General features: G+C 67.6%; 20 protein-coding genes. 9 read left to right on the top strand and 11 right to left on the bottom strand.

Annotated features, from left to right (window positions below):
* Nucleotides 1-24: 24 nt before the first annotated feature.
* The 8 genes from tsf to ACM0PB_RS08795 form a co-directional block, all read right to left on the bottom strand.
* Nucleotides 25-900 (bottom strand): translation elongation factor Ts, encoded by an 876-nt coding sequence (gene tsf, locus ACM0PB_RS08830; protein ID WP_414604698.1) that lies wholly within the window; start codon nt 898-900, stop codon nt 25-27.
* A gap of 125 nt (nt 901-1,025) precedes the next feature.
* Complete coding sequence (gene rpsB, locus ACM0PB_RS08825) at nt 1,026-1,832, bottom strand: 30S ribosomal protein S2 (RefSeq protein WP_005408748.1); 807 nt, start codon at nt 1,830-1,832, stop codon at nt 1,026-1,028.
* A gap of 158 nt (nt 1,833-1,990) precedes the next feature.
* Nucleotides 1,991-2,749, bottom strand: a complete 759-nt coding sequence (locus ACM0PB_RS08820; protein WP_231109106.1) for a fimbrial biogenesis chaperone — start codon at nt 2,747-2,749, stop codon at nt 1,991-1,993.
* On the bottom strand, nt 2,749-2,967 hold the full coding sequence (locus tag ACM0PB_RS08815) for a hypothetical protein (protein WP_061480195.1): 219 nt from the start codon (nt 2,965-2,967) through the stop codon (nt 2,749-2,751). The genes ACM0PB_RS08820 and ACM0PB_RS08815 overlap by 1 nt, the downstream gene beginning before the upstream one ends.
* A 153-nt stretch (nt 2,968-3,120) precedes the next feature.
* Complete coding sequence (locus tag ACM0PB_RS08810; RefSeq protein WP_065186368.1) at nt 3,121-4,158, bottom strand: Csu type fimbrial protein; 1,038 nt, start codon at nt 4,156-4,158, stop codon at nt 3,121-3,123.
* Complete coding sequence (locus tag ACM0PB_RS08805; RefSeq protein WP_262220190.1) at nt 4,155-6,527, bottom strand: fimbria/pilus outer membrane usher protein; 2,373 nt, start codon at nt 6,525-6,527, stop codon at nt 4,155-4,157. The genes ACM0PB_RS08810 and ACM0PB_RS08805 overlap by 4 nt, the downstream gene beginning before the upstream one ends.
* 7 nt (nt 6,528-6,534) lie before the next feature.
* Nucleotides 6,535-7,284, bottom strand: a complete 750-nt coding sequence (locus ACM0PB_RS08800) for a fimbrial biogenesis chaperone (protein WP_171955925.1) — start codon at nt 7,282-7,284, stop codon at nt 6,535-6,537.
* Nucleotides 7,284-7,814, bottom strand: coding sequence for a Csu type fimbrial protein (locus ACM0PB_RS08795; protein WP_032954051.1), 531 nt, complete (start codon nt 7,812-7,814; stop codon nt 7,284-7,286). The genes ACM0PB_RS08800 and ACM0PB_RS08795 overlap by 1 nt, the downstream gene beginning before the upstream one ends.
* Before the next feature lie 230 nt (nt 7,815-8,044).
* Here ACM0PB_RS08795 and map point away from each other — a divergent pair, with 230 nt between their 5' ends.
* The 6 genes from map to dapE are packed head-to-tail and all read left to right on the top strand — an operon-like array spanning nt 8,045 to nt 14,935.
* Nucleotides 8,045-8,830: a type I methionyl aminopeptidase gene (map, locus tag ACM0PB_RS08790; protein WP_032955117.1), complete on the top strand. Its 786-nt coding sequence runs from the start codon at nt 8,045-8,047 to the stop codon at nt 8,828-8,830.
* A 20-nt stretch (nt 8,831-8,850) separates the two neighbouring features.
* Nucleotides 8,851-11,460 (top strand): [protein-PII] uridylyltransferase, encoded by a 2,610-nt coding sequence (locus tag ACM0PB_RS08785; protein WP_447576427.1) that lies wholly within the window; start codon nt 8,851-8,853, stop codon nt 11,458-11,460.
* Nucleotides 11,460-12,539, top strand: a complete 1,080-nt coding sequence (gene dapD / locus ACM0PB_RS08780; RefSeq protein ID WP_414604697.1) for a 2,3,4,5-tetrahydropyridine-2,6-dicarboxylate N-succinyltransferase — start codon at nt 11,460-11,462, stop codon at nt 12,537-12,539. The genes ACM0PB_RS08785 and dapD overlap by 1 nt, the downstream gene beginning before the upstream one ends.
* Before the next feature lie 2 nt (nt 12,540-12,541).
* Nucleotides 12,542-13,408, top strand: coding sequence for a hypothetical protein (locus ACM0PB_RS08775; RefSeq protein WP_262090887.1), 867 nt, complete (start codon nt 12,542-12,544; stop codon nt 13,406-13,408).
* Nucleotides 13,409-13,439: 31 nt separating this feature from the next.
* Nucleotides 13,440-13,811: an arsenate reductase gene (locus ACM0PB_RS08770; protein WP_170944942.1), complete on the top strand. Its 372-nt coding sequence runs from the start codon at nt 13,440-13,442 to the stop codon at nt 13,809-13,811.
* Nucleotides 13,808-14,935, top strand: a complete 1,128-nt coding sequence (dapE, locus tag ACM0PB_RS08765; RefSeq protein WP_005415868.1) for a succinyl-diaminopimelate desuccinylase — start codon at nt 13,808-13,810, stop codon at nt 14,933-14,935. Before ACM0PB_RS08770 ends, dapE begins: the two co-directional genes overlap by 4 nt.
* A gap of 53 nt (nt 14,936-14,988) precedes the next feature.
* Here the strand turns inward: dapE and ACM0PB_RS08760 are convergent, their stop codons facing one another.
* Nucleotides 14,989-15,867: a tetratricopeptide repeat protein gene (locus tag ACM0PB_RS08760; RefSeq protein WP_065186365.1), complete on the bottom strand. Its 879-nt coding sequence runs from the start codon at nt 15,865-15,867 to the stop codon at nt 14,989-14,991.
* 340 nt (nt 15,868-16,207) lie between these two features.
* Between ACM0PB_RS08760 and asnB the strand changes: the two genes are divergently transcribed.
* Together asnB and ACM0PB_RS08750 are read left to right on the top strand one after the other, a co-directional pair.
* A complete protein-coding gene (gene asnB / locus ACM0PB_RS08755) occupies nt 16,208-17,899 on the top strand; it encodes an asparagine synthase B (RefSeq protein WP_414604918.1) in 1,692 nt (563 codons plus the stop codon).
* 101 nt (nt 17,900-18,000) lie between these two features.
* On the top strand, nt 18,001-19,389 hold the full coding sequence (locus ACM0PB_RS08750) for a cation:proton antiporter domain-containing protein (RefSeq protein ID WP_414604917.1): 1,389 nt from the start codon (nt 18,001-18,003) through the stop codon (nt 19,387-19,389).
* A gap of 82 nt (nt 19,390-19,471) precedes the next feature.
* Here the strand turns inward: ACM0PB_RS08750 and ACM0PB_RS08745 are convergent, their stop codons facing one another.
* Nucleotides 19,472-21,799: a penicillin acylase family protein gene (locus ACM0PB_RS08745; protein ID WP_414604916.1), complete on the bottom strand. Its 2,328-nt coding sequence runs from the start codon at nt 21,797-21,799 to the stop codon at nt 19,472-19,474.
* Between the two features lie 125 nt (nt 21,800-21,924).
* On the opposite strand from ACM0PB_RS08745, the gene bfr reads away from it, so the two are divergent.
* Entirely contained in the window at nt 21,925-22,413 is a 489-nt protein-coding gene (gene bfr, locus ACM0PB_RS08740; RefSeq protein WP_005415872.1) for a bacterioferritin, read from the top strand.
* Nucleotides 22,414-22,791: 378 nt separating this feature from the next.
* On the opposite strand, the gene parC is transcribed toward bfr, so the two are convergent.
* Nucleotides 22,792-25,035 (bottom strand): DNA topoisomerase IV subunit A, encoded by a 2,244-nt coding sequence (parC, locus tag ACM0PB_RS08735; RefSeq protein ID WP_005415873.1) that lies wholly within the window; start codon nt 25,033-25,035, stop codon nt 22,792-22,794.
* Nucleotides 25,036-25,072: the final 37 nt, after the last annotated feature.

The following is a 25,072-nucleotide window of genomic DNA, read 5'->3' as shown; positions in this document are numbered from 1 at the left end:
CGTTTCACAGCCGAAGGGCTGGAATCAGACCTGCATCGCCTTGGCAACTTCGGCGGCGTAGTCTTCCACCACCTTTTCGATGCCTTCGCCGACGATCAGCAGCTTGAAGCCTGCCACGTCCGCGCCAGCGGCCTTGACCACCTGCTCGACGGTGGTGTCGCCCAGCACGTAGGTCTGGCCGTACAGGGTCACGTCGCTGACGATCTTGTTGATCTTGCCGCTGATGATCTTTTCCAGGATGTCGGCCGGCTTGGCCTTGTCCTTCTCGGTCATCTTGGCCAGCTCGATTTCCTTTTCCTTTTCGACGAACTCGGCCGGAACGTCCGCAGCCTTGTTGTGCGGCGGCTTCAGCGCGGCCACGTGCATCGCCAGGCCACGGGCCAGCTCGACGTCGCCGCCGATCAGGTCGACCAGCACGCCAACCTTGCCGTTGGTGTGGACGTAGGCACCGATGTTGCCGGTGGTGTCGACCTTGACCATGCGGCGGATCTGGATGTTCTCACCCAGGGTCTGCACGGCGGTGGCGCGGGCTTCTTCAACGGTGCGGCCGTCGGCCAGCGTGGCGGCCTTCACGGCTTCGACGTCGGTGGCGCCCGATGCCAGGGCAGCGGCAGCGACGGCGTTGACGAAGGACTTGAAGTTGTCATCGTTGGCGACGAAGTCGGTTTCCGAGTTGACTTCGACCAGCACGGCCTTGCCGCCGTTCTGGGCCAGGCCCAGACGGCCTTCGGCGGCCACGCGGTCAGCCTTCTTGTCGGCCTTGGCAGCGCCGGACTTGCGCATGGCTTCAGCAGCGGCGTTGATGTCGCCGTTGGCTTCGGTAAGCGCCTTCTTGCATTCCATCATGCCGGCGCCGGTGCGCTCGCGCAGTTCCTTGACCAGGGAAGCAGTGATTTCCACGGGATTACCTCACGAAAGAAAGGGGTTGGGCCGGCATGGTGGCCGGCCCGTGTGACACGGTCCTGTCACGCGCCAGGGGCTGCGTGCAGGGAGGGTGGACGCCGGGCGTCCACCCGGGGCCTGGATCAGGCCTGGGCGTCGTCGCCCTTCTTGGCAGCCTTCTTGGCCGGAGCGCGGCGGGCCGGCTTCTCTTCGCCTTCAGCAGCGGCTTCAGCGAACTCTTCCTCGCGCACCGAAGCGGCGTGCGGGGCAGCGGCCTTGCCTTCCAGCACGGCGTCGGCAGCGGCGCGGGCGTACAGCTGCACAGCGCGGATGGCGTCGTCGTTGCCCGGGATGGCGTAGTCCACCAGTTCCGGGTTGTAGTTGGTGTCGACCACGGCGATGACCGGAATGCCCAGCTTCTTGGCTTCCTTGATCGCGATGTCTTCGTGGCCGATGTCGATCACGAAGATGGCGTCCGGCAGACGGTTCATGTCCTTGATGCCGCCCAGCGAGGCTTCCAGCTTGTCGCGCTCGCGACGCAGGCCCAGCACTTCGTGCTTGACCAGCTTCTCGAAGGTGCCGTCGGTTTCACCGGCTTCCAGTTCCTTCAGGCGGGCAACCGACTGCTTGACGGTACGGAAGTTGGTCAGGGTGCCGCCCAGCCAACGCTGGTTCATGAACGGCATGCCGCAACGCTCGGCTTCTTCCTTGATGGTTTCGCGGGCGCTGCGCTTGGTGCCCAGGAACAGGACGGTGCCGCGCTTCTGGGCAACCGACGAGATGAAGTTCATCGCATCGTTGAACAGCGGGACGGTCTTTTCCAGGTTGATGATGTGGATCTTGCCGCGGGCGCCGAAGATGTACGGAGCCATCTTCGGGTTCCAGTAGCGGGTCTGGTGGCCGAAGTGGACGCCGGCTTCCAGCATCTGACGCATGGTGACCTGGGGCATTGCAATACTCCTGATATGGAACCAGCGATTCCGCCCGCGGGATAGGTATGCGGGACGCGTGGAAGCGCGATCGGTTCCGGGGTTGGGCTTCCCTGTTGCCTCCGTGGCCGAACTCCTCGCGGAGCACCCCGGCACGGATGGGGGCAGCAGGTGTGGATTCACCGGTGACGTCCGGTGTGGACGGGCTCCCGCGCACGCAGGCGGCAGGAATCCGGTCGATTATAGCCCGCTGGGGCGTCCGCTGCAATTGCAGGGTCAGATGCGGCCAGATCGACCTCGCGGCCGTCCTGCAGACGGGCCCGGAAGTGGCCGCCCACATAGCCATCGGGGCGGGCAGGCAGGGGCCAGCGGCGTTCATGGCCTGCGAGGATATAGCCGGCCAGCCCGGCCACCAGCAGCGACGATTGGCCGTCGGCCGCTATGAATCGCAGATCGTGCAGGCGGCCATGCAGCGTACTGGAATTGCTGAGTCGCAGCATGGGCTGAGGCCCAAGTGCCTCGACGCGGGCCTGCAGCCGGGCATGCAGCGCTGGCGCCGCTGGGCTGCGGAACAACGGCAGCGAGTAGCGGGGCAATCCCGGCAAGGCCGGCGCCAGCACGATCCGATAGGCCTGTTCACCCACCGATGCTGGCGGACCGCCTGGCAGCAGCCAGACGCGCTGGGTGCTGCCAGGGGCCAGGTCCAGCCGCGCAGGGCTGACCCGGATCCGGTCGCTGGGCTGCAGTCGTTCGGCGTCCAGTTGCTGCTCCCAGGCCAGCACCTGCACCTGCCCCTGCCAGCGGCCGGGCCCCGGATTGCGCAGCCACAGTTCCGCGCGGCCGCCTTCGGCGGGTAGCTGCAGGGTGGTCGGCAACAGCTCCAGCGCCGCCGAGGGCTGCGCCAGCAGCAGTCCAAGCAGGATCAGCAGCGCGCGCATCAGTAGATGAGGGTCACGGAAGGCATTGCGCTGTCGTCTGTCGCCGGTGGTGCGAGGTCGCGGACCTGGGGCGGCACCTTGGGGGCGTCACTGCGCTGGTGTGGCGCCGCGCAACGGGGAGCGCCGGCATCGTCGCTGCAGGATTCGACCACGGTCAGCCGGATCTGCAGCGTGCTGCTGCGCGGTTCGGCGCGGGCCGGCGTGCTGGCGACCAGCATCGCCCCGATCAGAAATGCGCGAACCACCTGCCACCCACCGTGCTTAAAGACTCGCTGCGCGGTATCGGCCGGACGCCCCGCAACTGTAGCGCCGAGCCCGCGCTTGGCACGGGCTTCGCTCCGGTGGGGGCCGACCGTTGGTCGGCACGCAGGTCAGTAGGTGATCGTCACCGTCACCAGGTCGTTGTAGGTGCCGGCCGGGGGCTGGCCGGTGACCGGCGGTACCCGGCCGTAGATGGTCAGCTGCTGTGCGCTTCCGGTGCCGGTGCTGCTGGCCGTGTCGACCGTCAGGGTGTTGCCCCAACGCTGGCTTCGTGCCGGATCCCGGTACAGCTCGTAGGGCAGGTAGTAGGTGCTGTTGCCGATGGTGGTGGCCATGCGCCGGGTGGTGGTGGCGGCGGGATTGTTCCGGCCGTTGTTCAGGCCGACCTGGAAGGCGGTGTTCTTCAGGCAGGTCAGGGTGAGGGTGGCGGTCTGGTCGACGTTGGCCGGGATGCCGCCGGTGACGTTGCCGAAATTCATGTTGGTGGTGACGTAGCTGCCGCATTGCGGCAGCACGTTGGCGGTAGCGGTGAAACTGAAGGCCGCGCTCGCGCTGTTGGTACCGGTGGCGCCGCCGTTGCATGTGGCGGGGACGGTGGCGCTACCGGCCAGCACCTCGTTCCAGGCCCAGGTCAGCACCACGCTGGCACCGCTGAAAGTGCTGCTGTACGCGCCGGAGGCCAGGACCTGGTTGGCCGGAATCTGACCGAACAGCTGCACAGTCTGCGCACCACTACCGCCGGTCAGCAGCGGTACGTTGTAGCTCATGGTCAGCTCCTGCGCTGGCGGCGTGCCGCGCGGGACCAGGCCAGTGACCTGGCCGAAGCTGGCGTTGTTGTACAGCTGGAAATTCATCGTGTCGCTGGTAGAGGTGGCCATCGTGCGGAACGTGGAACTGCTGCCGCCGCCACTGCCTGCGCCGATGCCCACGCAGACGCGCACGCCGGTGGTGGCCAGCAGGCTCAGCGCGGCAGTGGTGCAGGTCACCGTGATGTTGAGGTTGGCCGTGCTCGGGCCGGGTGCATTGCTGTTGATGTTGCCGAAGGGCAGGGTCGGATCGGCGACCGCCGTGCAGACCGCGGTGGCGCCGGCCGGCGCCGCTGCCAGCAGGCCGGCCCACAGCAGCAGGAAGAGCAGCAGCACCCTCATGGCGCCACCTCCGGAATGCACTGCTGCGGTGCCGGCTCCGGGCGGGCACCGGACGCCACCACCTTGGGCAGGTCCGGTACCTTCACCCGGCACGGGCCATGGCTGGTGGTGACGTACAGCACGCTTCCGGCGGCGACATCTTCCAGGTAGAGCAGGCCGTCGTAGCCGACCGTGGCCTGGCGACCGTCAGGCAGCTGCACCTCGCTGCCCACCTCCAGAGGCTGGCCGTCCATCGCCAGCAGGGTCAGGCTCAGTGACGACCGCGAACGCAGCTGGAAGGTCACGCGGGTGCCGGCGCGCTGGCGCGGCGTGACCCAGTCCTCGATGCGGTCGGCACGCATGTCTTCGGGCAGGTCCAGGGTGTCGATCGAGACCCGGTTGCGCTGCCAGGACAGCAACGGACTGACCAGCAGCAGGCCGCGATCATCGGTGACACCGATCAGGCGGTTCTCAAGCCGCACCGGGACGCCGCCGACGCCATTGGTGCTGATCACCGCGAACGCATCGGATACCTCGCGCGTGGCGAAGGCGTGCCCGCCCATCCATACCAGGCTGCCGCTGGCACTGGCGTAGGCATAGTTGAGCCCGCCCTGGCGCGAGGCGCCGAATGAATAGCGGCCGACATCGTTGAGGATGCCAACTTCGGCCAGGCCGCCGTTGCCGTCCTCGCCGTGGCGCAGCTGTGCGCGCCAGCCGACGCCGCCGGCACTGCCATCGCCGGGCACCGGCTGGGTCACGTCCGCCACCCAGCTCTGGCGGTCGCCGTTGCGCTGGCTGGAGAGGCTGGCCTGGCGATTGTTGCCCAGGCTGGCAGTCATCGACAGGTAGATGCTGCGGTCATCGCTGCGGTCCAGGTTCTGGTTCACCGACAGGTAGGCCGACCAGCGTTGGCTCCAGGTGCGCGACCAGAACAGGCTGGCATAGCGGTTGTCGTCGCCGTCGGGGTAGCGCAGGCGCAGATAGCTGGCGCTGAGCGTGCCCAGCCGCAGCAGGTCCAGGCCGACCGTGGCCTGCTCGCTGATGCTTGGTGGCAGGTTGCCCTGCAGCGCGCCCAGGTCGCGGTAGTCGCCGTGGCTGCGCACGCTGCGCAGATTGACGTTGAAGCGACGGTTGTTCCAGCTGTAGCCCAGCGCCCATTGCCCACCCTGCAGGCCGTGGTAGTTACTGTGCGCATAGGCGGCATTGAACACGCCGGCGGCGCCGAGCAGCCACCAGCCGCCAATGCCGCCCTGGGCCAGGCCGCCGCCGCCTTCGGCATGCGCCTCGCCGGTGAACGCGTCGGTGACACCGCCGCGCCAGCTGGCGCTGGCTACCGTGCGATCGTCATAGGCGAAGGAGCGCTCGCCGAAATCCCGGCGCAGGTGGCCGACGCCGACCGACCAGTCCGACAGGCCCTTGGCCAGCAGCTGCTGGGTGCCGTAGAAGCTGAAGTCCAGCGTCTGCATGCGTCCGAATGCGTCGGTCACCACCACCTGCGCGGTGCCGGTGCCGCTGATGCCGGGCTGTGCTGCGAGCTGGAAGGGACCGACCGGCACCTGCCCGCTGTACTGGCGCAGGCCATCGACATACAGCTCGACCGTGGAGGGCACCACGGCCTGGCCGAGGAAGCTCGGCGTGGGCGTCAGCACGCGGTAGGGCTGCAGGCCATAGTTGCGGCCGATCTGCAGGCCGCCCAGGCGCACGGGGCGGGTCCAGTCGACGAACCCGCTGTAGAAATCGCCGACCTCCAGGGTCGTTGCGCTATCGGGGAAATCCAGGCTCCAGCGTGTGTCCAGACGCACGCTGGAGCCGCGCCAATGACGATCGCCGGGTTGCTGGTAGCGGCGGCTGATGGCGGTGTTCTCGAAAGTGCCATTGCCGATACCGAACACGCGCAGCTCCGAGCTCAGGCTGAGGGTGCCGAGCGTGTCCACCCGGCTGCCGTAGACGTCGTAGTTGAGCAGCACGCCGGGCGAGGCGCTGCCGGTGGGGGCGCGCGTCTGCGGGCGGCTGAGCACGGTGGTGGGCAGTGTCAGCTGGTCCAGCGGCACGTCCAGCGCCAAGGTCTGCATGTGGGCGTCGTAGCGCACCACCGCACCGCTGATCTGGTCCAGGTAGACCGGTGCATCGCCGCTGGCGTTGAAGCCGAGCTGGCGCAGCACTTCGGGGCTGGCCTGCAGCCGGCCACGGTTCTCGGTGAACGGCAGCAGGCCGCGCGGCGTGCTGTTGAGTGACACATCCAGGTACAGCGTCTGGCTGGCGGTCAGCGGGGTGGGGGGTGGCAGGATCGCATCGGCCGACACGCCGGATACATCAGCCGCCGTGGCCACGCCGGACACATCTGCAGCCTCGGTCGCCGCGGGAACCAGGGCAGCCAGCAACGCGCCCATCATGGCCTCAGCGAGCCGGTGGGGGCGACAGTGGCGTCTGTTCCGACTCGCCATTGAGCTTGGCCGTGATCTGGTCGTTGTCGCGGTCGATCGCCGTGCGTTCGATCGGCCAGCGCATCACCTGGCCGGGCAGTACGTAGCCCAGCAGCCCGGGATGGACGATGCGCGGGCGCGTGGCGCTGCCCAGCGCGAGATCGGCGATCTGAGCGTAACTGTTGCCCGAATTGGCTACTTCGACGCCGTTGCGGCCGTCCGCCAGCTTTACCAGCCGGGCCTGCAGCTGCGGCGCCAGCGTGCCGGCCGAGGGCTGCACGAACACCGGGATCGAATAGCGCAGGACGAACTGCATGCCACCCGCGCGGGTGGCCAGGTCGGGCACCTCGTCAACGATCAGGCGGTAATGTTGCTGTGCCGCTGGCGGTTCCTTGTCCGCACGCATGACCCGCACCAGCTGCTGCTCTCCGGCGGCCAGTTCCTGCATCGGCGGAGTGGCCATCAACGCATCGGTGGGCAGCAGCTGTTCCTGGCCGTCCTGCTGCACCCAGCGGAACACGCGTACCTGCAGCTTCACCGGTGAGGTGCCGCTGTTGGTCAGCCACAATTCGCCGGCACGCTGGCGGGCTTCCAGCTGCAGGCTGGTCGGGGCCACCTGCAGGCTGGTAGCGCCGGCGGCCGCGATGGCGAGCAGGTACAGGGCGAGCAGCGCCACGCCGGTGGCGCGCCACGGGCGGGATCCGGCCATGCGGGCGTGCTCCATCAATAGGTGATCGTGGCGGTAACCGTATCCAGGTAGCTACCGGCGGCCGGGTTGTTGGTGCTCAGGTTCAGGATCTGGCCGTAGACGATGTAAGGCACGGCCAGGCCGGTGCCGATGCCGGCCTGGGTGTTGGTGCCGGTTGTGGCGCCCCAGACCAGGGTATGTGCGGCATCCTGGTAGAGCTGGTAGCCGACGTAGTTGTTGGCGGTCACCGCCGCATTGGTGTTCTTCATCCGCCGAGTGGTGACGTCATTGGCGGTGCTGGCATTGGCGCCCGCATTCAGCGAGATCGTGTACGGGGTCAGTGCCGAGCACTGGGCGGTTACCGTGCCCTGGCCCAGGGTGGGCGTGGTGGTGGTTGATGCCGCGGTGCCGAAGTCCACGTTGGTCGCGGCCGCCGCCGTGATGGTGCAGGCCTTGGTGACCACCAGGGTGACATTGAAGGTGGTGGTGTCGGCGGCCATTGCCGGGCTGGACAGCAGGAACCCGGCCACGGCCCATGCCAGCGGGGATCGAACTGGGGATCGCATGAACAACCTCCCTGACCCGAAGGTCCGTTGAACAAGGCGAAGACGGCACGTTCGGTGCCGCTTGGACGACGGTGGGTCCAGCTTAGGAGGCGTAAGTGTCTGTAATCCGTGATAATTAGGCAGACGAAAGAGCGGAGGCCATCACGCTTTCACTTTCCTTGCCGGAACCGTGCATGACCCGGATCGGCAGTTGGGTGGCGTTCGTTCAGATTGCGGCCGGATCGGCGATAATGGGTGCCATGAGCGTGAATCTGAAAACCCCGCAGGAAATCGAGATGATGCGCATCGCCGGCCGCCTGGCCAGCGAAGTGCTCGACATCGTCACCCCCCACGTCAAGCCCGGTGTCACCACCGAGGAACTGGACCGCATCTGCCACGACCACATCGTGAACGTGCAGGGCGCGATTCCGGCCAACGTCGGCTACCGCGGCTTCCCGAAGACCGTGTGCACCTCGGTCAACAATGTCATCTGCCACGGCATCCCCAGCGAAGGGAAGGTGCTCAAGGATGGCGACATCATCAATATCGACGTCACCGTCATCAAGGACGGCTGGCACGGCGACACCAGCCGCATGTACTTCGTCGGCACCCCGTCGGTGATGGCCCGCCGCCTGGTGGAAACCACGTACGAAGCCATGTGGCGCGGCATCCGCGCGGTGCGCCCGGGGGCCACCCTGGGCGACATCGGCCATGCCATTCAGAGCTATGCCGAAGGCGAGCGTTTCAGCGTGGTGCGCGAGTACTGCGGCCACGGCATCGGCAAGGTCTACCACGACGAGCCGCAGGTGGTGCATTACGGCCGCCCGGGCCAGGGCCTGGTGCTGCAGCCCGGCATGACCTTCACCATCGAACCGATGATCAACGAGGGCACCCGCTACAACAAGGTGCTGCCGGATGGCTGGACCGTGGTGACCAAGGACCGCAAGCTGTCGGCGCAGTGGGAGCACATGGTCGCGGTCACCGAGACCGGCGTCGACGTGCTGACGCTGTCGCCGGGCGAGTCGCAGGTCTCCTGACGATGCTGCCGGCGAGTTCGCTGCTGGACACGCCGGCCGCGTCGCTCAACGACCCGGACTGGGCTGCTGCCGCGCGCCAGGCGCTGCAGCAGGCCGACGCGCGCCTGTATCGCCGCTTCGACCAGGGCGACAACATCGAGCGCCTGCTGGCGCTGCGGGCGCGCGCGGCCGACCATCTGATCCGCCTAGCCTGGCAGCGTTGCCTGCCGGCCGACAGCGGCCTGTCGCTGTTCGCGGTCGGTGGCTATGGCCGGGGGGAACTGTTTCCGCGTTCGGACATCGACCTGCTGGTGTTCGGCGACCCGCCCGCACAACTGGCGCATGAAGCGGCATTGGCACGCCTGTTCGCGCTGCTGTGGGACTGCGGATTGGCGGTCAGCCATGCGGTGCGTTCTGCATTGCAGTGCCGCGAGGCGGCGGCTGACCAGACCGTGCTGACCGCGCTGATCGAGGCGCGTCCGATCCTGGCTGATGATGCAGCGCGCCGTGCGCTGCGCGAGGCCATCGACGACCGCGAGCTGTGGCCGGCGCGTGCCTTCTTCCTGGCCAAGCTGGAAGAGCTGCGCAACCGCCACCAGCGCTTCGGCGATACTGCCGACAACCTGGAGCCGGATCTCAAGGATGGTCCCGGCGGCCTGCGCGATCTCAACACGCTGGGCTGGATGGCGCTGCGCGCCTTCGGCGTACGCGACCTGGAAGCGCTGGTCGGCTTGGGCCACCTGGGTGCCGACGAAGCGGCTGCGCTGAAGCGCGAGCGTGCGGTGCTGGCGCGGCTGCGCTTCGGCCTGCACCTGGTCGCGCGCCGCCCGGAAGAGCGCCTGCGTTTCGATTACCAGAAGACCCTGGCCGCGCGCCTGGGCTTCGAAGACGATGCCGAGAATCTCGGTGTCGAGAAAATGATGCAGGGCTTCTACCGCGCCGCGCTGGTGGTGCGCCGGATCAGCGACCGCCTGCTGCAGCGCTTCGAGGAACAGTTCGATGGCGAGGCCCAGCCGGAACCGCTGACCGTGGGCTTCTCCCTGCGCCGCGGCTACCTGGCCGCCAACGAGGCCGACTGGCCGCGCGGTGACATCGGCCAGGTGTTCGCCCTGTTTTCCAGCTGGGCCAACAATCCACAGGTGCGAGGCCTGCATTCGCTGACCGCGCGCGCGCTGGCCGAAGCGCTGCCGTTGTTGCCGGCCTACGACCAGGCCGATGCCGATGCACGCGAGCAGTTCCTGTCCCTGCTGCGCGGCCAGCGCCCGGTCGACACGCTTTCGCGCATGGCGCGGCTGGGCGTGCTTGGCCAGTGGATCCCCGCGTTTGCCCAGGTCAGCGGGCGCATGCAGTTCGACCTGTTCCATGTCTATACGGTCGACCAGCACACGCTGATGGTCCTGCGCAACATCGGCCAGTTCGCCAGCAGCCGTGCCGACGAGCGCTTCTCGATCGCGCACGAAGTGTGGCCACGCCTGCGCAAGCCGGAACTGCTGCTGCTGGCTGGCCTGTTCCATGACATCGCCAAGGGCCGCGGCGGCGACCACTCGGAACTGGGTGCGGTGGACGCGCGTGCGTTCTGCCAGGCGCATGCGCTCAGTGGCACCGATACCGAGCTGGTGGCATGGCTGGTCGAACAGCATCTGCGCATGTCGGTGACCGCGCAGAAGCAGGACATCGCCGATCCGGTGGTGATCCATCGCTTCGCCACTCTGGTCGGCAGCCGCGACCGCCTGGACTACCTGTACCTGCTGACCTGTGCCGACATCGCCGGCACCAGCCCGAAGCTGTGGAATGCCTGGAAGGACCGCCTGCTGGCCGACCTGTACTTCGCCACCCGGCGCGCGCTGCGCGAGGGGCTGGAGCATCCGGTACCGGCCGCCGAACGCGTGGCCGAGGCACGTGACAGCGTGCGCGCACTGGTGCGCGAGCAGGGTTACGACGATGCCACCATTGATCGCCAGTTCGCGGTGATGCCGGATGAGGGCTTCATTCGTCTGCGCCCCGAGCAGCTGGCCTGGCAGGCAGCCGCGCTGGTACCGGTGAAGCAGGGCCAGGCGCTGGTGAAGGTGCGCCGGATCAGTGTGGATGACCCGGCGCTGGAAGTATTCGTGCACTCGCCCGACCGCGACGGCCTGTTCGCCGCGATCGTGATGACCCTGGACCGCAAGGGCTATGGCATTCACCGCGCACGCGTGCTGGACGGTCCGGCCGATACCATCTTCGATACCTTCGAAGTGAACCCGGCCGACACGTTTGCCGATGGCAGCAGTGCCAACCTGGAGGCGGCGCTGCGCGAGGCACTCAGTGGTGACCTGGCGCGCCTGCGGCCGTCGCGCCGTGTGGTACCGCGGCAACTGCGGCACTTCCGCTTCGCTCCGCGCATCGAGTTCCGCGATGAACCGGGCGCAACCCGTTTTGCCCTGGTCGCTCCCGACCGTCCCGGCCTGCTGGCCGATGTGGCGTTCGTGCTGCGCAACCAGGGACTGCGCGTGCATGATGCGCGCATTGCCACGTTCGGCGAGCGCGCCGAAGACACCTTCGTGATCAGTGACGAACACGACCTCCCCCTGACTGAACCTGCCCGGCAGCAGCTGCATGACGCAATGCTGGCCTGCCTGGACCCTGATCGAAACGCCGGAGACCCCGCCTGATGGCCACCAAGCCCGCCAAGAAGACCGCTGCGACCCCCAAGAGCGCAGCGGCCCGGAAACCTGCTGTAGCCGAACCGGCCGCAAAGAAGGCCACTGCGCCGAAGAAGGCCGCTGCGGTGAAGGCCCCGGCGAAGAAAATGGCTGCGGTCAAGCGTGCTGTGAAGAAGCCGGCCCCGGCCAAGAGCGCCGAAGCCGTCCGCGCCGAAACCATCGCCCGCAAGTCGCTGCGCAAGCCGTCGGCACCCGGCGTGGAAGAACTCAAGTTCGGTATCGAAAGCGCCTTCGAGCGCCGCGCCACGTTGACCCTGCATGAGCTGGAAGGCTCGACCAAGCCGCTGGTCAACCGCGTGATCGACGGTCTCGAGAGCGGTGAATTCCGCGTCGCCGAGCCGGACGGCCAGGGCGGCTGGAAGGTCAACGAGTGGCTGAAGAAGGCCGTGCTGCTGTATTTCCGCGTCAATGACATGGCGGTGGTCGATGCACGACCGGCACCGTTCTGGGACAAGGTCGAATCGCGCTTCGCCGGCTATGACGAAGCGAAGTTCCGCCGTGGCGGCGTGCGCGTTGTGCCCGGTGCGATCGCCCGCCGCGGCACGTACTTCGGCAAGGACGTAGTGCTGATGCCGAGCTTCACCAACATCGGCGCCTACGTCGGCGAAGGCACCATGGTCGATACCTGGGCCACCGTCGGTTCCTGCGCCCAGATCGGCCAGCACTGCCACCTGTCCGGCGGCGCCGGCATCGGCGGCGTACTGGAGCCGCTGCAGGCCAGCCCGACCATCATCGAGGACCACTGCTTCATCGGTGCGCGTTCGGAAGTGGTGGAGGGCGTGGTGGTGGGCCACCACAGTGTGATCGGCATGGGCGTGTTCCTCAGCCAGAGCACCCGCATCTACAACCGCGCCACCGGCGAGATCAGCTACGGCTACATCCCGCCGTACAGCGTGGTGGTGTCCGGCTCGCTGCCGAGCAAGGACGGCACCCACTCGCTGTACTGCGCGGTGATCGTCAAGCAGGTTGATGCCAAGACCCGCAGCAAGACCAGCGTCAACGACCTGCTGCGCGGCCTGGCCGACTGAAGGTGAGTGCGCCGGAGGAGCTGGCGCAGTCCGCGATCTACCGGCATCCGTCCGACAACGCGTTCGGACGGATGCTGCCGCGCCTGCTGCACGCTCCGCGCTGGACCCGGTTGCGCCGGGCACTGTCGCGGCGCTGGCCGATGCCGGTGCTGGTCAGCGACGTGCGCGACGTGGTCTACGCGAGCTGGTGGGTCGATGTGCGCCATGCCCCGCCAGCGCCACCAGGCCATCACTACGTGGTCCATGCCGGACGCACGCCTTACACCGTTCTCAGCTATCGCCATGGCCACTTCGGGCCGGCGCTGGCGGGACCGCTGCGCTGCCTGATGCCGTCGCCAGGGCAGAGCAACTGGCGCTGGTACCTGCGCCGTGACGATGATCCGGGCGGGACCCCGGTCGTGCTGTTCGATCGCAACGTGATGGACCAGCTGGCCTTCGTCGCCGGCGCGCGCGCTTTCAGCGATGCCATGCAGCCCCACCTGTCCACGCGCTTCGAGCATGTGGTGCGCGTCGATGGCGATGGGCACACCCTGATCGAAGGCGGGCAGGGGAGTGCGCCTGCGCTGCACCTGCAGTGGCGGGCCGCTGCGGGCTGGGAGGACGGGGCGTGGCGGGGGGGCTTCGGGGGCCATCAGGCCCTGCTGCGCTTCCTGACCTGCCAGGATGAGGCCATTGCGCGCACCTGCGACCGGCGCTGGGCCAGCACCCGCATCGCACTGCAGGTGGATGTCGACAGCCTGCAGCCGCTGCAGCTGGAAGGCGAACTGCAGTGCCCGCGCCTGCAGGCGATGGACGTGGCGCTGCACGAGGGGCTGGCCTTCCGGCTGCCAAGGGTACCGTTCCGGGTCGTGTCCGAGCGCCTGTTGTGAGATTCTGGGCCTCTGTTTTCCAGCATCACAGATGGCCATGAGTACCACTGTCTACGGTTTGAAGAACTGCGATACCTGCAAGAAGGCGAGCAAGTGGCTGGACCGCTTCGGCGTGCCGTACACCTTCGTCGACTACCGCGACAACAAGCCGAGCCCGGAAACACTGCTGGCGTGGGCTGAGCAGCTGGGTGGCCTGGCCGCGATGGTCAACAGGTCCTCAACCACCTGGCGGCAGCTGCCGGACAACCGCAAGGCCGCAGATTCCGAAGCGGAATGGAAGCTGCTGCTGCGCGAGTACCCGCAGCTGATCAAGCGCCCGCTGGTGGTCACCGCCGACGGCACGGTCAGCCAGGGTTTCAGTGACAATGGCTTCAAGGCCCGCTTCGGCGTGGGTGACGCATGAGCGCGGTCCTCGACCTGACCTGCGAACTGATCGCACGGCCCTCGGTGACGCCGGACGATGCCGGCTGCCAGGCACTGCTGGCGGCACGCCTGAAGCAGGCCGGGTTCCAGTGCGATCACCTGCGGCTGGGCGAGGTCGACAACCTGTGGGCGACCCACGGCCAGGGCGCGCCGGTGCTGGTGCTGCTGGGCCACACCGACGTGGTGCCGGCGGGGCCGCGCGAGGCCTGGGCCAGCGACCCGTTCACGCCGCAGATCCGTGACGGCGTGCTGTACGGCCGTGGCACCGCCGACATGAAGGGCAGCGTGGCGGCGTTCGTGGTGGCGGCCGAGCAGTTCGTGGCCGCGCATCCCGATCATCCCGGCACGCTGGCGGTGCTGCTGACCAGCGACGAGGAGGGCGATGCCATCGATGGCGTGCGCCACGTCGCACGGCTGTTCGCCGAGCGCGGCCAACGCATCGACTGGTGCATCACCGGCGAGCCGTCGTCGACCGCGACGCTCGGTGACCTGCTGCGCGTGGGCCGTCGTGGCAGCCTGTCGGCCAAGCTGCGGGTGCAGGGCGTACAGGGCCATGTGGCGTACCCGGAGAAGGCACGCAACCCGATCCACCAGGCGGCGCCCGCCCTGGCCGAGCTGAGCGCACGGCGCTGGGATGACGGCTACGAGAGTTTCCCGCCGACCAGCCTGCAGGTCTCCAACATCCATGCCGGTACGGGCGCCAACAATGTGATTCCCGGCGAGCTCGAGGTGGATTTCAACATCCGCTACAACCCGCACTGGGATGCGCCGAAACTGGAAGCGGAGATCACCGCGCTGCTGGATCGGCATGCCCTGCAGTACACGCTGAAGTGGCATCGCAGCGGCGAACCGTTCTACACCCCGGAAGGCACGCTGCGCGCCACTGCGCGTGCGGTGCTGGCCGAGCACATCGGCCGTGCACCGGAGGAAAGCACCGGCGGCGGCACCTCCGATGCCCGCTTCATCGCGCCATTGGGCGCGCAGTGCATCGAAGTGGGGCCGGTCAACGCCAGCATCCACCAGGTGGACGAGAACGTGCGCGTGGACGAACTGGAAGCACTGCCCGGGCTGTACCAGCGGCTGGTGGAGCGGCTGCTGGTGTGAGGAGGGGGGGGCGATCGTTGGTCGGCACGCCCCCCGCCGGAGCTACATCTCTACTATTCTGAAAAAAGGAAGAACGGCGGCTCGACCGCCTTCTTCCAGTAACTCGGCGCGGCCATGTAGAAGTGCTGTGCTTCGGCCCTGGCGAACCAGCGCGCGGCTGCGTCGGTGTCCTTCTCCACGCCGGGCGCGCCGCGGCCCAGCAGCAGTCCGGCGAAGTACTTGCCGAACACACTGCCTTTCTCGCCAGCGCGCTGGTACAGCTGCAGCGCACGCGCAGGATCGCGTGGCAGGCCTACGCCCTTTTCCAGCAGCGCGCCCAGATCGACCTGTGCGTCGGCATCGCCACGCTCGGCGCGACGCTGGATCTGCGCAACCCGCGGATGCACGGTGTCACCCTGTGCGGCGACCGCATCCGGCAGTCGTGACGATGAACTCGGATAGCGCTCGTAGATCATTCCGCGCAGGTCCCAGCGCAGTGCCTGCTGCGCGTCGCCTTGCTGGCGATAGGCCTTGGCGAGTTCGTGGAACGCATAGGGATTGCCGTGGTAGGCGGCCGCCAGATAGGCACGTTCACCGCGTCGCCAGGACGCGCGCAGCACCGGTGCCGGGTTGATGTGGGGGCTGTCGGCATGGCGCAGCGTGCCGGAGATCCAGATCCTGCCCAGTGCTTCTTCCGCCCTGGTGTTGTGGAAGGTCCACGGCGTGACCGCTGCGGCGCGCTCGTAGTAGGCGATGGCGCGCGGATCGTTGAAGCGCTCGAAGGTCTGCGCGGTATCAAAGGCACCCTCGAAGCTGCCATCGGCGCCGCGTTGTTCCAGACCCTGCAGCTGAGCCGGCGGCAGGGGCGACGGACGGGGCGGGGTCTGGCAGGCGGCCAGGCCCAGGCAGAGCAGGGTGGCCAGCGCGGCTCTGCGTCCAGTGCGGTGTTGCATTTCCATTACACGTTTCGCGGCGGGCCATTATGCGCGCCGGGGAGTGGTTGCCAACGCAACGGTTGCGCCGTGCCGGAAACCGGAGTAGGGTCGATGCCATGTCGATCCGCCTGGCCACCGCCGTCAATAACAACAACCGCAATAATCTGCGCGCGAATAATCGTGCGCGGCCGATGCGGGACTGCGCCCTGGGTAGATAGACAGCAACACACGCCCGGACACCAGAAAACCCGCATCGGTCGATGCGGGTTTTTTTGTGCCCGGGCGCAGCCCCACCCGGGCCTGGATGGCCGGTCGAACACCCTCCCACCCGTGAAATTCCCCCAACAGGAGCTCCCCCATGTGTTCGATCTTCGGAATCTTCGGCCTGCAGGCCGGTGACGATCTTCCGGCCCTGCGCCGCCATGCGCTGGAACTGTCGCAGCGCCAGCGCCACCGCGGCCCGGACTGGAGCGGCGTGTATCTTGACGAAGGCGCGCTGCTGGTCCACGAGCGGTTGGCCATCGTCGACCCGGCCGGCGGCTCGCAACCACTGCTGTCGGCCGACGGCCAGCTGGCGCTGGCGGTCAACGGCGAGATCTACAACCACCAGCAACTGAAGGCCGCACTGACCACCGCCTATGACTTCCAGACCGGTTCGGACTGTGAAGTGATCAATGCGCTGTACCGCCAGGGCGCTTCGCCGGCGCAGTGGCTGGAGCAGCTCAATGGCATCTTCGCATTCGCGCTGTGGGACCGTGGTGCCGGTCGTGTGCTGGTGGCGCGCGACCCGGTCGGCGTGGTGCCGCTGTACTGGGGCCACGATGCCCAGGGACGCCTGCGCGTCGCCTCGGAAATGAAGGCACTGGTCGATACCTGTGCCGACGTCGCCCAGTTCCCGCCGGGCCACTATTTCGAGAGTGCCAGTGGTGAGCTGGTGCGCTACTACCAGCAGCCGTGGCGCGACTACGCTGACGTGCAGGGTCGCCAGGCCGATCTGGCCGAGCTGCGCCAGGCCTTCGAGCATGCGGTGGAACGCCAGCTGATGAGCGATGTGCCGTACGGCGTGCTGCTGTCTGGTGGCCTGGACTCGTCGCTGGTGGCGGCGGTGGCCGCGCGCTATGCACGTCGTCGCATCGAGGATGGGGGGCAGACCGAAGCCTGGTGGCCGCGCCTGCACTCATTCGCGATCGGCTTGAAGGGCTCTCCCGATCTGGCCGCTGCCGCCATCGCCGCCGAGGCGCTGGGCACCGTGCATCACGGCTTCGAGTACACCTTCGAGGAGGGCCTTGATGCACTGCCGGAAGTGATCCGCCATATCGAGACCTACGACGTCACCACCATCCGCGCATCGACGCCGATGTTCCTGCTGGCACGGCGGATCAAGGCCATGGGGGTGAAGATGGTGCTTTCCGGCGAGGGCAGCGACGAGATCTTCGGTGGTTACCTGTACTTCCACAAGGCGCCGGATGCGCGTGAGTTCCACGACGAGCTGGTGCGCAAGCTCGACGCGCTGCACAACTACGACTGCCTGCGCGCCAACAAGTCGATGATGGCCTGGGGTGTGGAGCCGCGGGTGCCGTTCCTGGATCGCGAATTCCTCGATGTGGCGATGCGCTTCGACGCCGCGCACAAGATGGTCGGTGCAGGCTTTGGTAGCCGCCGCATCGAGAAGGCGGTGCTGCGCGAGGCGTTCGAAGGCTACCTGCCGGACAGCATCCTGTGGCGGCAGAAGGAGCAGTTCAGCGATGGCGTTGGCTATGGCTGGATCGATGGGCTGAAGGCGCATGCCGAAGCTCAGGTGAGCGACCGTGTGCTGGCAGCGGCCGACAAGCGCTTCCCGCACAACCCGCCGCAGACCAAGGAGGCCTACTACTACCGTCATCTGTTCGAGCAGTTCTTCCCGAGCCGGGCGGCCGCCGAGACCGTGCCGGGTGGCAAGTCCATCGCCTGCTCGTCGCCAGCGGCGATCGCGTGGGATGCCAGCTTCGCCGCTGCTGCAGATCCGTCGGGGCGTGCGATCGCTGGCGTGCACGAGCAGGCACTGGCGTAAGCCCCGAAAAGGGGCCGGAGGGGGGCCGGGGCGCTTGTGCCACCAACGACTTAATCCCCTCCGTCCCCTTTTTGTATGATCGCCCCCCTGCACATTGGGGAATGTTCATGGACGTACACAGCGGGGGCCAGGTGCCACCGACGAAGTGGGGATGGCGCTACCTGGCCTGGGCCGGGGTCCCGCTGCTGGTCGGCGTGCTGCTGGCCCGTTATGCCGGGCCGGCGGCGCCCGAAGCTGTTGCCCGTGCCACGGCCACGGCTGAAGCCACCTGGGTGCAGCATCTGGCGTCGCCGCTGGGCCTGTTCCTGCTGCAGCTGCTGGTGCTGCTGCTGGTGGCCAAGGGCGCAGGCGCGCTGCTCAAGCACTTTGGACAACCGGCGGTGATCGGCGAGATGGCCGCCGGCCTGATGATGGGCCCATTGATGCTCGGCAGCCTGTTGCCGCCGCTGCATGGAGCCCTGTTCCCGCCCAGCTCGCTGGGCCCGCTGGGCATGCTCAGCCAGTTGGGTGTGCTGATGTTCCTGCTGGTGGCCGGTGCCGAGCTGGACCTGGCGGCGCTGCGTGGACGCCGGCGTTTCGCCTTTACGGTCAGCCATGCCGGCATCGCGGTGCCGTTCGTGCTTGGCGTCGCCCTGGCGATCTGGCTGTACCCGCAGCACGGCCCACAGGGGGTGGGCTTCACGGCATTCGCACTGTTCGTCGGCATTTCGATGAGCATCACCGCCTTCCCCGTGTTGCTGCGCATCCTTGCCGATCGCGGCATCACGCAGACCCCGCTGGGTCAGACCGCCATCGCCTGCGCTGTATTGGGTGATGCCACCGCGTGGTGCCTGCTGGCGCTGATCGTGGCCGCCGCCCAGGCCAGCGGATGGCTGCCGGCCAGCCTCAACCTGCTGTGCGTGGTCGCGTTCGTGGCGCTGATGCTGGGGCTGGTGAGGCCGTGGTTCGCCCGCCAGCAGATCGCGCCGGGCCGTGAGGGGCGGTGGCTGTTGGGCACCCTGCTGCTGTCGCTGGCCAGTGCCCTGGTCACCGAGATGCTCGGCATCCATGCGCTGTTCGGTGCGTTCGCAGCGGGCGTGGCGGTGTCGTCCAATGTGCAGTTGCGCGAGCTGCTGATGGCGCGCGTCGAACCGTTCGCGGTGACGCTGCTGCTGCCGCTGTTCTTCGCCATGACCGGCCTGCGCATGCGCGCCGATACACTGCAGGCCAGCGATGGCCTGTTGTGCGTGGTGGTGATCGCGGTAGCCACGACGGGCAAGCTGCTGGGCACCTTCAGTGCCGCACGCAGTGCCGGCATGCCCGCCCGTGAGGCGTGGCGGCTGGGTGCACTGATGAACACCCGTGGCCTGATGGAGCTGATCGTGCTCAACCTGGGTTACGAACTTGGCCTGCTCGGTGACCGGCTGTTCGCGGTGCTGGTGATCATGGCGCTGGTGACAACGGCGATGACCGGGCCACTGTTGAACCTGATCGAGCGGCGTAGGGGCTGAGCGTTGAACGGTAGTGCCGGCCGCTGGCCGGCAACCTCATGATGCTGGATGCACCTGCATGGATGCCGGCCAGCGGCCGGCACTACCGCGCCGGCACCAGCGTCATGGTGTGCTGCGCCTTGCCGGGCAGGAACGGCGTCGGCCGGCCATGCACCCAGTCTTCGTGGCCGGCACCCCAGTAGGGCGACAGTGGATGCCCACTCTGGCCGCCGGGCATGTGCACGATGCCGTCTGCCTCGTGGCCCGGTGAAACCACCATGCGCTCGGAAGCGCCGAAGTTCGGCGTCTGCACGCGCGGCATGTCGCGGTCGCCGGGCAGGCGGTCGGCCGGCATGCACAGCCAGCGTTTGGCGATGTCCGGCAGCGCCCGTGCGATGGGATGGCAGATCGCCGCGGTGTTGCGTTCGCCCCAGCTGCGTATGGCCAGCGGTCCCTGCTTGGTCAGCTCACTTTCGGTACGGCGTGCGGCGTCGATCAGTAGTGCATCCCAGCTGTCGAAGGCCGGTGGCAGCAGATTGGCCGGCCGCTGCTGCAGCATCGGCCAGGCCACGCCTTCCAGCTGCGCCAGGCGCGGCTCCAGATAGTCATCGCCCAGCTGCGCATTGGCCGGTGCCAGCAGTGCATCGGACAGTGTGTTCATCACCTGCGTACGGAACTCACGCACCACCCGGTAGCTGACCGAGCTGGCCGAGGCACGGCCGCCCCATTGATGGCTGGCCTCCTTCAAGCGCTTCAGTGCAGGGTCGTCACTGCGTTCGATGACGTCGTGCAGCAGCGCCCACCAGCGCTGCAGGAACACCGCGCGATCGTCGAGCTGGATCGCCAGCAGGTCGTGTTCATCGAAGCGCTCCTGGATCGCCAGCAGGTCGCGGATCTGCCGCGCACGGGCACCCAGGTCATAACCGCCATTGCCGACGGTAGCCAGCGCCTCGCCGTCGAGGACGCGGCCGTTGGCGGTCCACAGGCGATGGTTGGGGGGATCGATCAATGCCGGCGAGGCATCGCTGCGGATCGGCCAGGGGGCGCAGTCCTGGTTGTGGGCGGCGTTGAAGCCGGCCGGCGCGCAGCCCGGACCGCGATCCGGGCGGGCGCCGATCAGGCGCCAGGCGATGCGTCCGCTGCGGTCGCCGATCACCAGGTTCTGTGCGGGAATGCCGGCGTGGTCGGCGAACTGCAGGGCTGCGTCCAGATCACCGGCGCGGGCCAGGTCACCGAAGTCCAGGCGCACCGCACCGGGCAGCTGGGCGACCCAGCGCAGCGCGTCGCCGCTGCCATCGGCATGCGTGTGCAGGATCGGTCCCCAGGCGGTTTCGCGTACCGGGAACCGCACATCGGCCTGGCCGGCCACCGCAATCCGTTCTTCATGCACCGTCACTGCGGCATTGGCCGGTTCGGTGCGGTAGTCCGCCGTGTCAATGTAGCTGTTGGTGAAACCCCAGGCGACGTGCCCGTTGCTGCCGACGATCACGGCCGGAAGGCCCGGCAGCGAGAAGCCGGTGACGTCGACCTGGCCGCCAGCGGCCTGCGGGTCGGGGTAGCGCAGGCGCACGCGGAACCACAGGCTGGGTGCGCGCAGGCCCAGGTGCATGTCGTCGGCAACAATGGCGCGGCCGTCGGCGGTGAGCGCACCGGCCACCGCGAAGTTGTTGCTGCCGACGGCGTCGGCTTCTTCCTGCCCGGTGCCCGGTTTTCCCTTCAGCGTGCGCAGGTCCAGCTGGCTGGCATCGGGCAGCGTGGCGTTGCCGGTCGGTTCGCCGAACAGCGGTGCATCCCATTCAGTGCCGTCGTGGGCGATCAGTGCGTACAGCGCCGACGGCACCACCGCGCGGATGCGGCTGAGCGCAAGCTCGGTCTGGTTGCCGGGATCCTGCAGGTCGGCGTACATGGCCAGCCCGGTCAGCACGCTGTCGCTGGCCTGCCAAGGCTGCGGTGACTGCCGCAGCAGCAGGTACGCCCACGGCCGCACGGAGAGGTCGGCAAGGCCTTCGTTGACGCCGTCCACGTAGGCGCGCACGGCGTCGCCGTTGTCGCCCAATGCAGCGTCCATGTGTGCCTCGGTGCGTGCGCGCAAACGGTGCACGCGCATGCGCTTGTCGGCGTCGATGGCCTTCGGTCCGAACAGTGCGGACAGTTCGCCGGCGGCGCTGCGGCGCATCAGGTCCATCTCGAAGTAGCGTTCCTGCGCGTGTATGCGGCCGAGTGCGCGCATCGCGTCGGCCTGGCTGCCGGCCGTGATGGTGACCACGCCCAGCGCATCGCGTTCGAGGGTGACCGGCTTCGCCAGTCCCGGCAACGCATGCTCGCCGTCCAGATCGGCCAGGCTGCCGCGCAGCAGCAGCCACAGCACCAGGGCGGTGACCAGGACGATGGCGATCAATACGCCCAGCACCCAACGCCATGTACGTCGCATCGCACGTCCTTTCCGAACTCGTGGGCCGATTGTAGCCGCAGGCGCAACTGCGACTGATTCCGATTAGATCACCGTATTCTGAAATGCGGCACCCTATGCCACATCGATTCACAGGAGCCCCCCCCATGAAAGGCAACCCGGACGTCATCGCCTGCCTGAAGGAACTGCTGCGTGGCGAGCTCGCTGCCCGCGACCAGTACTTCATCCATTCCCGCCGCTACGAGGATCAGGGCCTGTTCGCACTTTACGAACGCCTGAACCACGAGATGGAAGAGGAAACCCAGCACGCCGATGCGCTGCTGCGCCGGATCCTGTTCCTGGGCGGCGACCCGGACATGCGCCCGCATGCCACCGAGCCGGGCAAAACCGTCGAAGAGATGCTGCAGAAGGATCTCGACACTGAATACGCCGTTCGGAACAATCTCGCCGCCGGCATGAAGCTGTGCGAGGAGAAGGGCGACTACGTGAGCCGCGACATCCTGCTGGCGCAGTTGAAGGACACCGAAGAAGACCACGCCTGGTGGCTGGAACAGCAGCTGGGCCTGATCAAGCGCATCGGCCTGGAGCTGTACCAGCTGAGCAAGATCGACGGCAGCGGCGCCCCGGCGCACTGAGCCGGCACCCCGATCCGGTAGGGCCGACTGTTAGTCGGCCGCTCTCCAAAGGGCAGCCGACTAACAGTCAGCTCTACCAGACGAAGCACAGCGTTCTGTCGCCCGCCAGCACCGGAGCACCGCCAGCCAGCCTTCGCCCGCCAGCTGCTCCACCGCCCGCCAGCCGACAACGAAAAAGCCGGGGAATCCCCGGCTTTTTCGTGTCTGGGGTCAGATCCGTTTTCGACGAAAACGGCTCTGACCCCATTGGGATGGAAATCGCCAACCGAGGTTGGCGTGGACCGGGGTAATGCGTGTCAACCAATGTTGACACCTGCCAGGGGCGGTGTCCGGGGTCAGAGCCCTTTCCGGTGGAAAGGGATCCGACCCCGGTGCTCCTCACTCCACCGACAACCCTTCCACCTTCTGCCAGCCGCGCGGCAGCAGGTGGCCGCGGGTGGCGCGGGCGCCGAGGTAGGCGTCGAGCTCGTTGAACTTCAGCCCCATCGTGCGCTGGCCGGCGCGGACCTGCAGGGTCTGCCCCGGGCTGATCGCCACGATGGCGACCACGCGTTCGGTGGCGAGCTTGGCCTTCGGGATCTCGATGATCTTGTTGCCCTTGCCCTTGTCCAGTTCCGGCAGGTCGTTGGCGGCGATCGCCAGCAGGTTGCCGGAGCTGGTCACTGCAACGATGCGGTCGGTGGCGACGTTGGCCACTGCCGACGGGGTCAGCACCGACGAACCTGCAGACAGGTTCAGCATCGCCTTGCCGGCCTTGTTGCGGCCGATCAGGTTCTCGAAGCGGGTGACGAAGCCATAACCGTGGCTGGAGGCCAGCACGAAGCGGGTGTCCGGCTCGGCGCTGGCCAGGGTCACGAAGCTGGTGCCCGGTGCCGGCGAGAAGCGGCCGGTCAGCGGTTCACCATTGCCACGCGCGGAGGGCAGGGTGTGCACCGGCGTCGAGTAGGCGCGGCCCTCGCTGTCGAGGAACGCGACCTGCTGGGTGCTGCGTGCGCGCACCGCGCCCTGCAGTCCGTCGCCTTCACGGTAGGACAGGGCAGATGCATCGACGTCGTGGCCCTTGGCGGCACGGATCCAGCCCTTCTCCGACAGCACCACGGTCATCGGTTCGCTCGGCACCAGCTCGGTCTCGTCGATGGCCTGCGCCGCCTGGCGCTGCACCAGCGGCGAACGGCGTGCGTCGCCGAACTTCCTGGCGTCGGCGGTCAGTTCATCGCGGATCAGCTTCTTCAGCTTGGCTTTGCTGTCGAGGATGCCGAGGATCTTCTCGCGCTCCTTGGCCAGCTCTTCCTGCTCGCCGCGGATCTTCATCTCTTCCAGGCGGGCCAGCTGCTTCAGCTTGGTTTCCAGGATGTACTCGGCCTGTTCCTCGGACAGTCCGAAGCGCGCGATCAGCGCCGCCTTCGGTTCGTCCTCGGTACGGATGATGTGGATCACCTCGTCCAGGTTGAGGAAGGCGACCAGCAGGCCTTCCAGCAGGTGCAGGCGGCGCTCGACCTTCTGCAGGCGGTGCTGCAGGCGGCGGGTGACGGTGTTGCTGCGGAAGGTCAGCCATTCGCTGAGCAGCGTCTTCAGGTTCTTCACCTGCGGACGGCCGTCCAGCCCGATCACGTTGAGGTTGACGCGGTAGCTGCGCTCCAGGTCCGTAGTGGCGAACAGGTGGCCCATCAGCTGGTCGGCGTCGACCCTGTTCGAACGCGGCACCAGCACCACGCGCACCGGGTTGGCGTGGTCGGATTCATCGCGGATGTCTTCCAGCCACGGCAGCTTCTTGGCGCGCATCTGTGCGGCGATCTGCTCGATCACCTTCGACGGCGACACCTGGAACGGCAGCGCCGTGATCACGATGTTGCTGGCTTCCTTGGTGAAGGTCGCGCGTGCACGCACGCTGCCGTTGCCAGTCTCGTAGATGTTGCGCAGGTCATTGGCCGCAGTGATGATCTCGGCGCTGGACGGGTAGTCCGGGCCCTGCACGTGTTCGCACAGGTCGCGCACGGTGGCGTCGGGGTTGTCCAGCAGGTGCAGCAGCGCGCTGACGATCTCGTTGAGATTGTGCGGCGGCACGTCGGTGGCCATGCCCACGGCGATGCCGGTGGTGCCGTTGAGCAGCAGGTGCGGCAGCCGCGCCGGCATCCAGGTCGGCTCCTGCAGGGTGCCGTCGAAGTTCGGTGCCCAGTCGGTGGTGCCCTGGCCCAGTTCGCCCAGCAGCACTTCGGCGATCGGGGTCAGCTTGGATTCGGTGTATCGCATCGCCGCGAACGACTTCGGGTCGTCGCTGGAGCCGAAGTTGCCCTGGCCCTCGATCAGCGGGTAGCGGTACGAGAACGGCTGCGCCATCAGCACCAGCGCCTCGTAGCACGCGCTGTCGCCGTGCGGGTGGTATTTACCGATGACGTCGCCGACGGTGCGCGCGGACTTCTTCGGCTTGGACGCGGCATTCAGGCCCAGCTCGCTCATCGAATAGATGATGCGGCGCTGCACCGGCTTCAGGCCGTCGCCGATGAACGGCAGGGCACGGTCCAGGACCACGTACATCGAGTAGTCGAGGTAGGCGCGTTCGGCGTACTCGCGCAGCGGCAGTTGTTCGAATCCGTGGAACACGGGGCGGGCAAGTTCGGTCATGCGGCGTTGTTACCTATGTCGGGAGGCGGCGACGGCG

This window comes from Stenotrophomonas sp. AR029 (assembly GCF_047520695.2).
Taxonomy (GTDB): Bacteria; Pseudomonadota; Gammaproteobacteria; order Xanthomonadales; family Xanthomonadaceae; genus Stenotrophomonas; species Stenotrophomonas sepilia.
The sequence above is the reverse complement of the archived record's forward strand: the minus strand, read 5'-3'. Positions and strand labels throughout refer to the sequence as shown.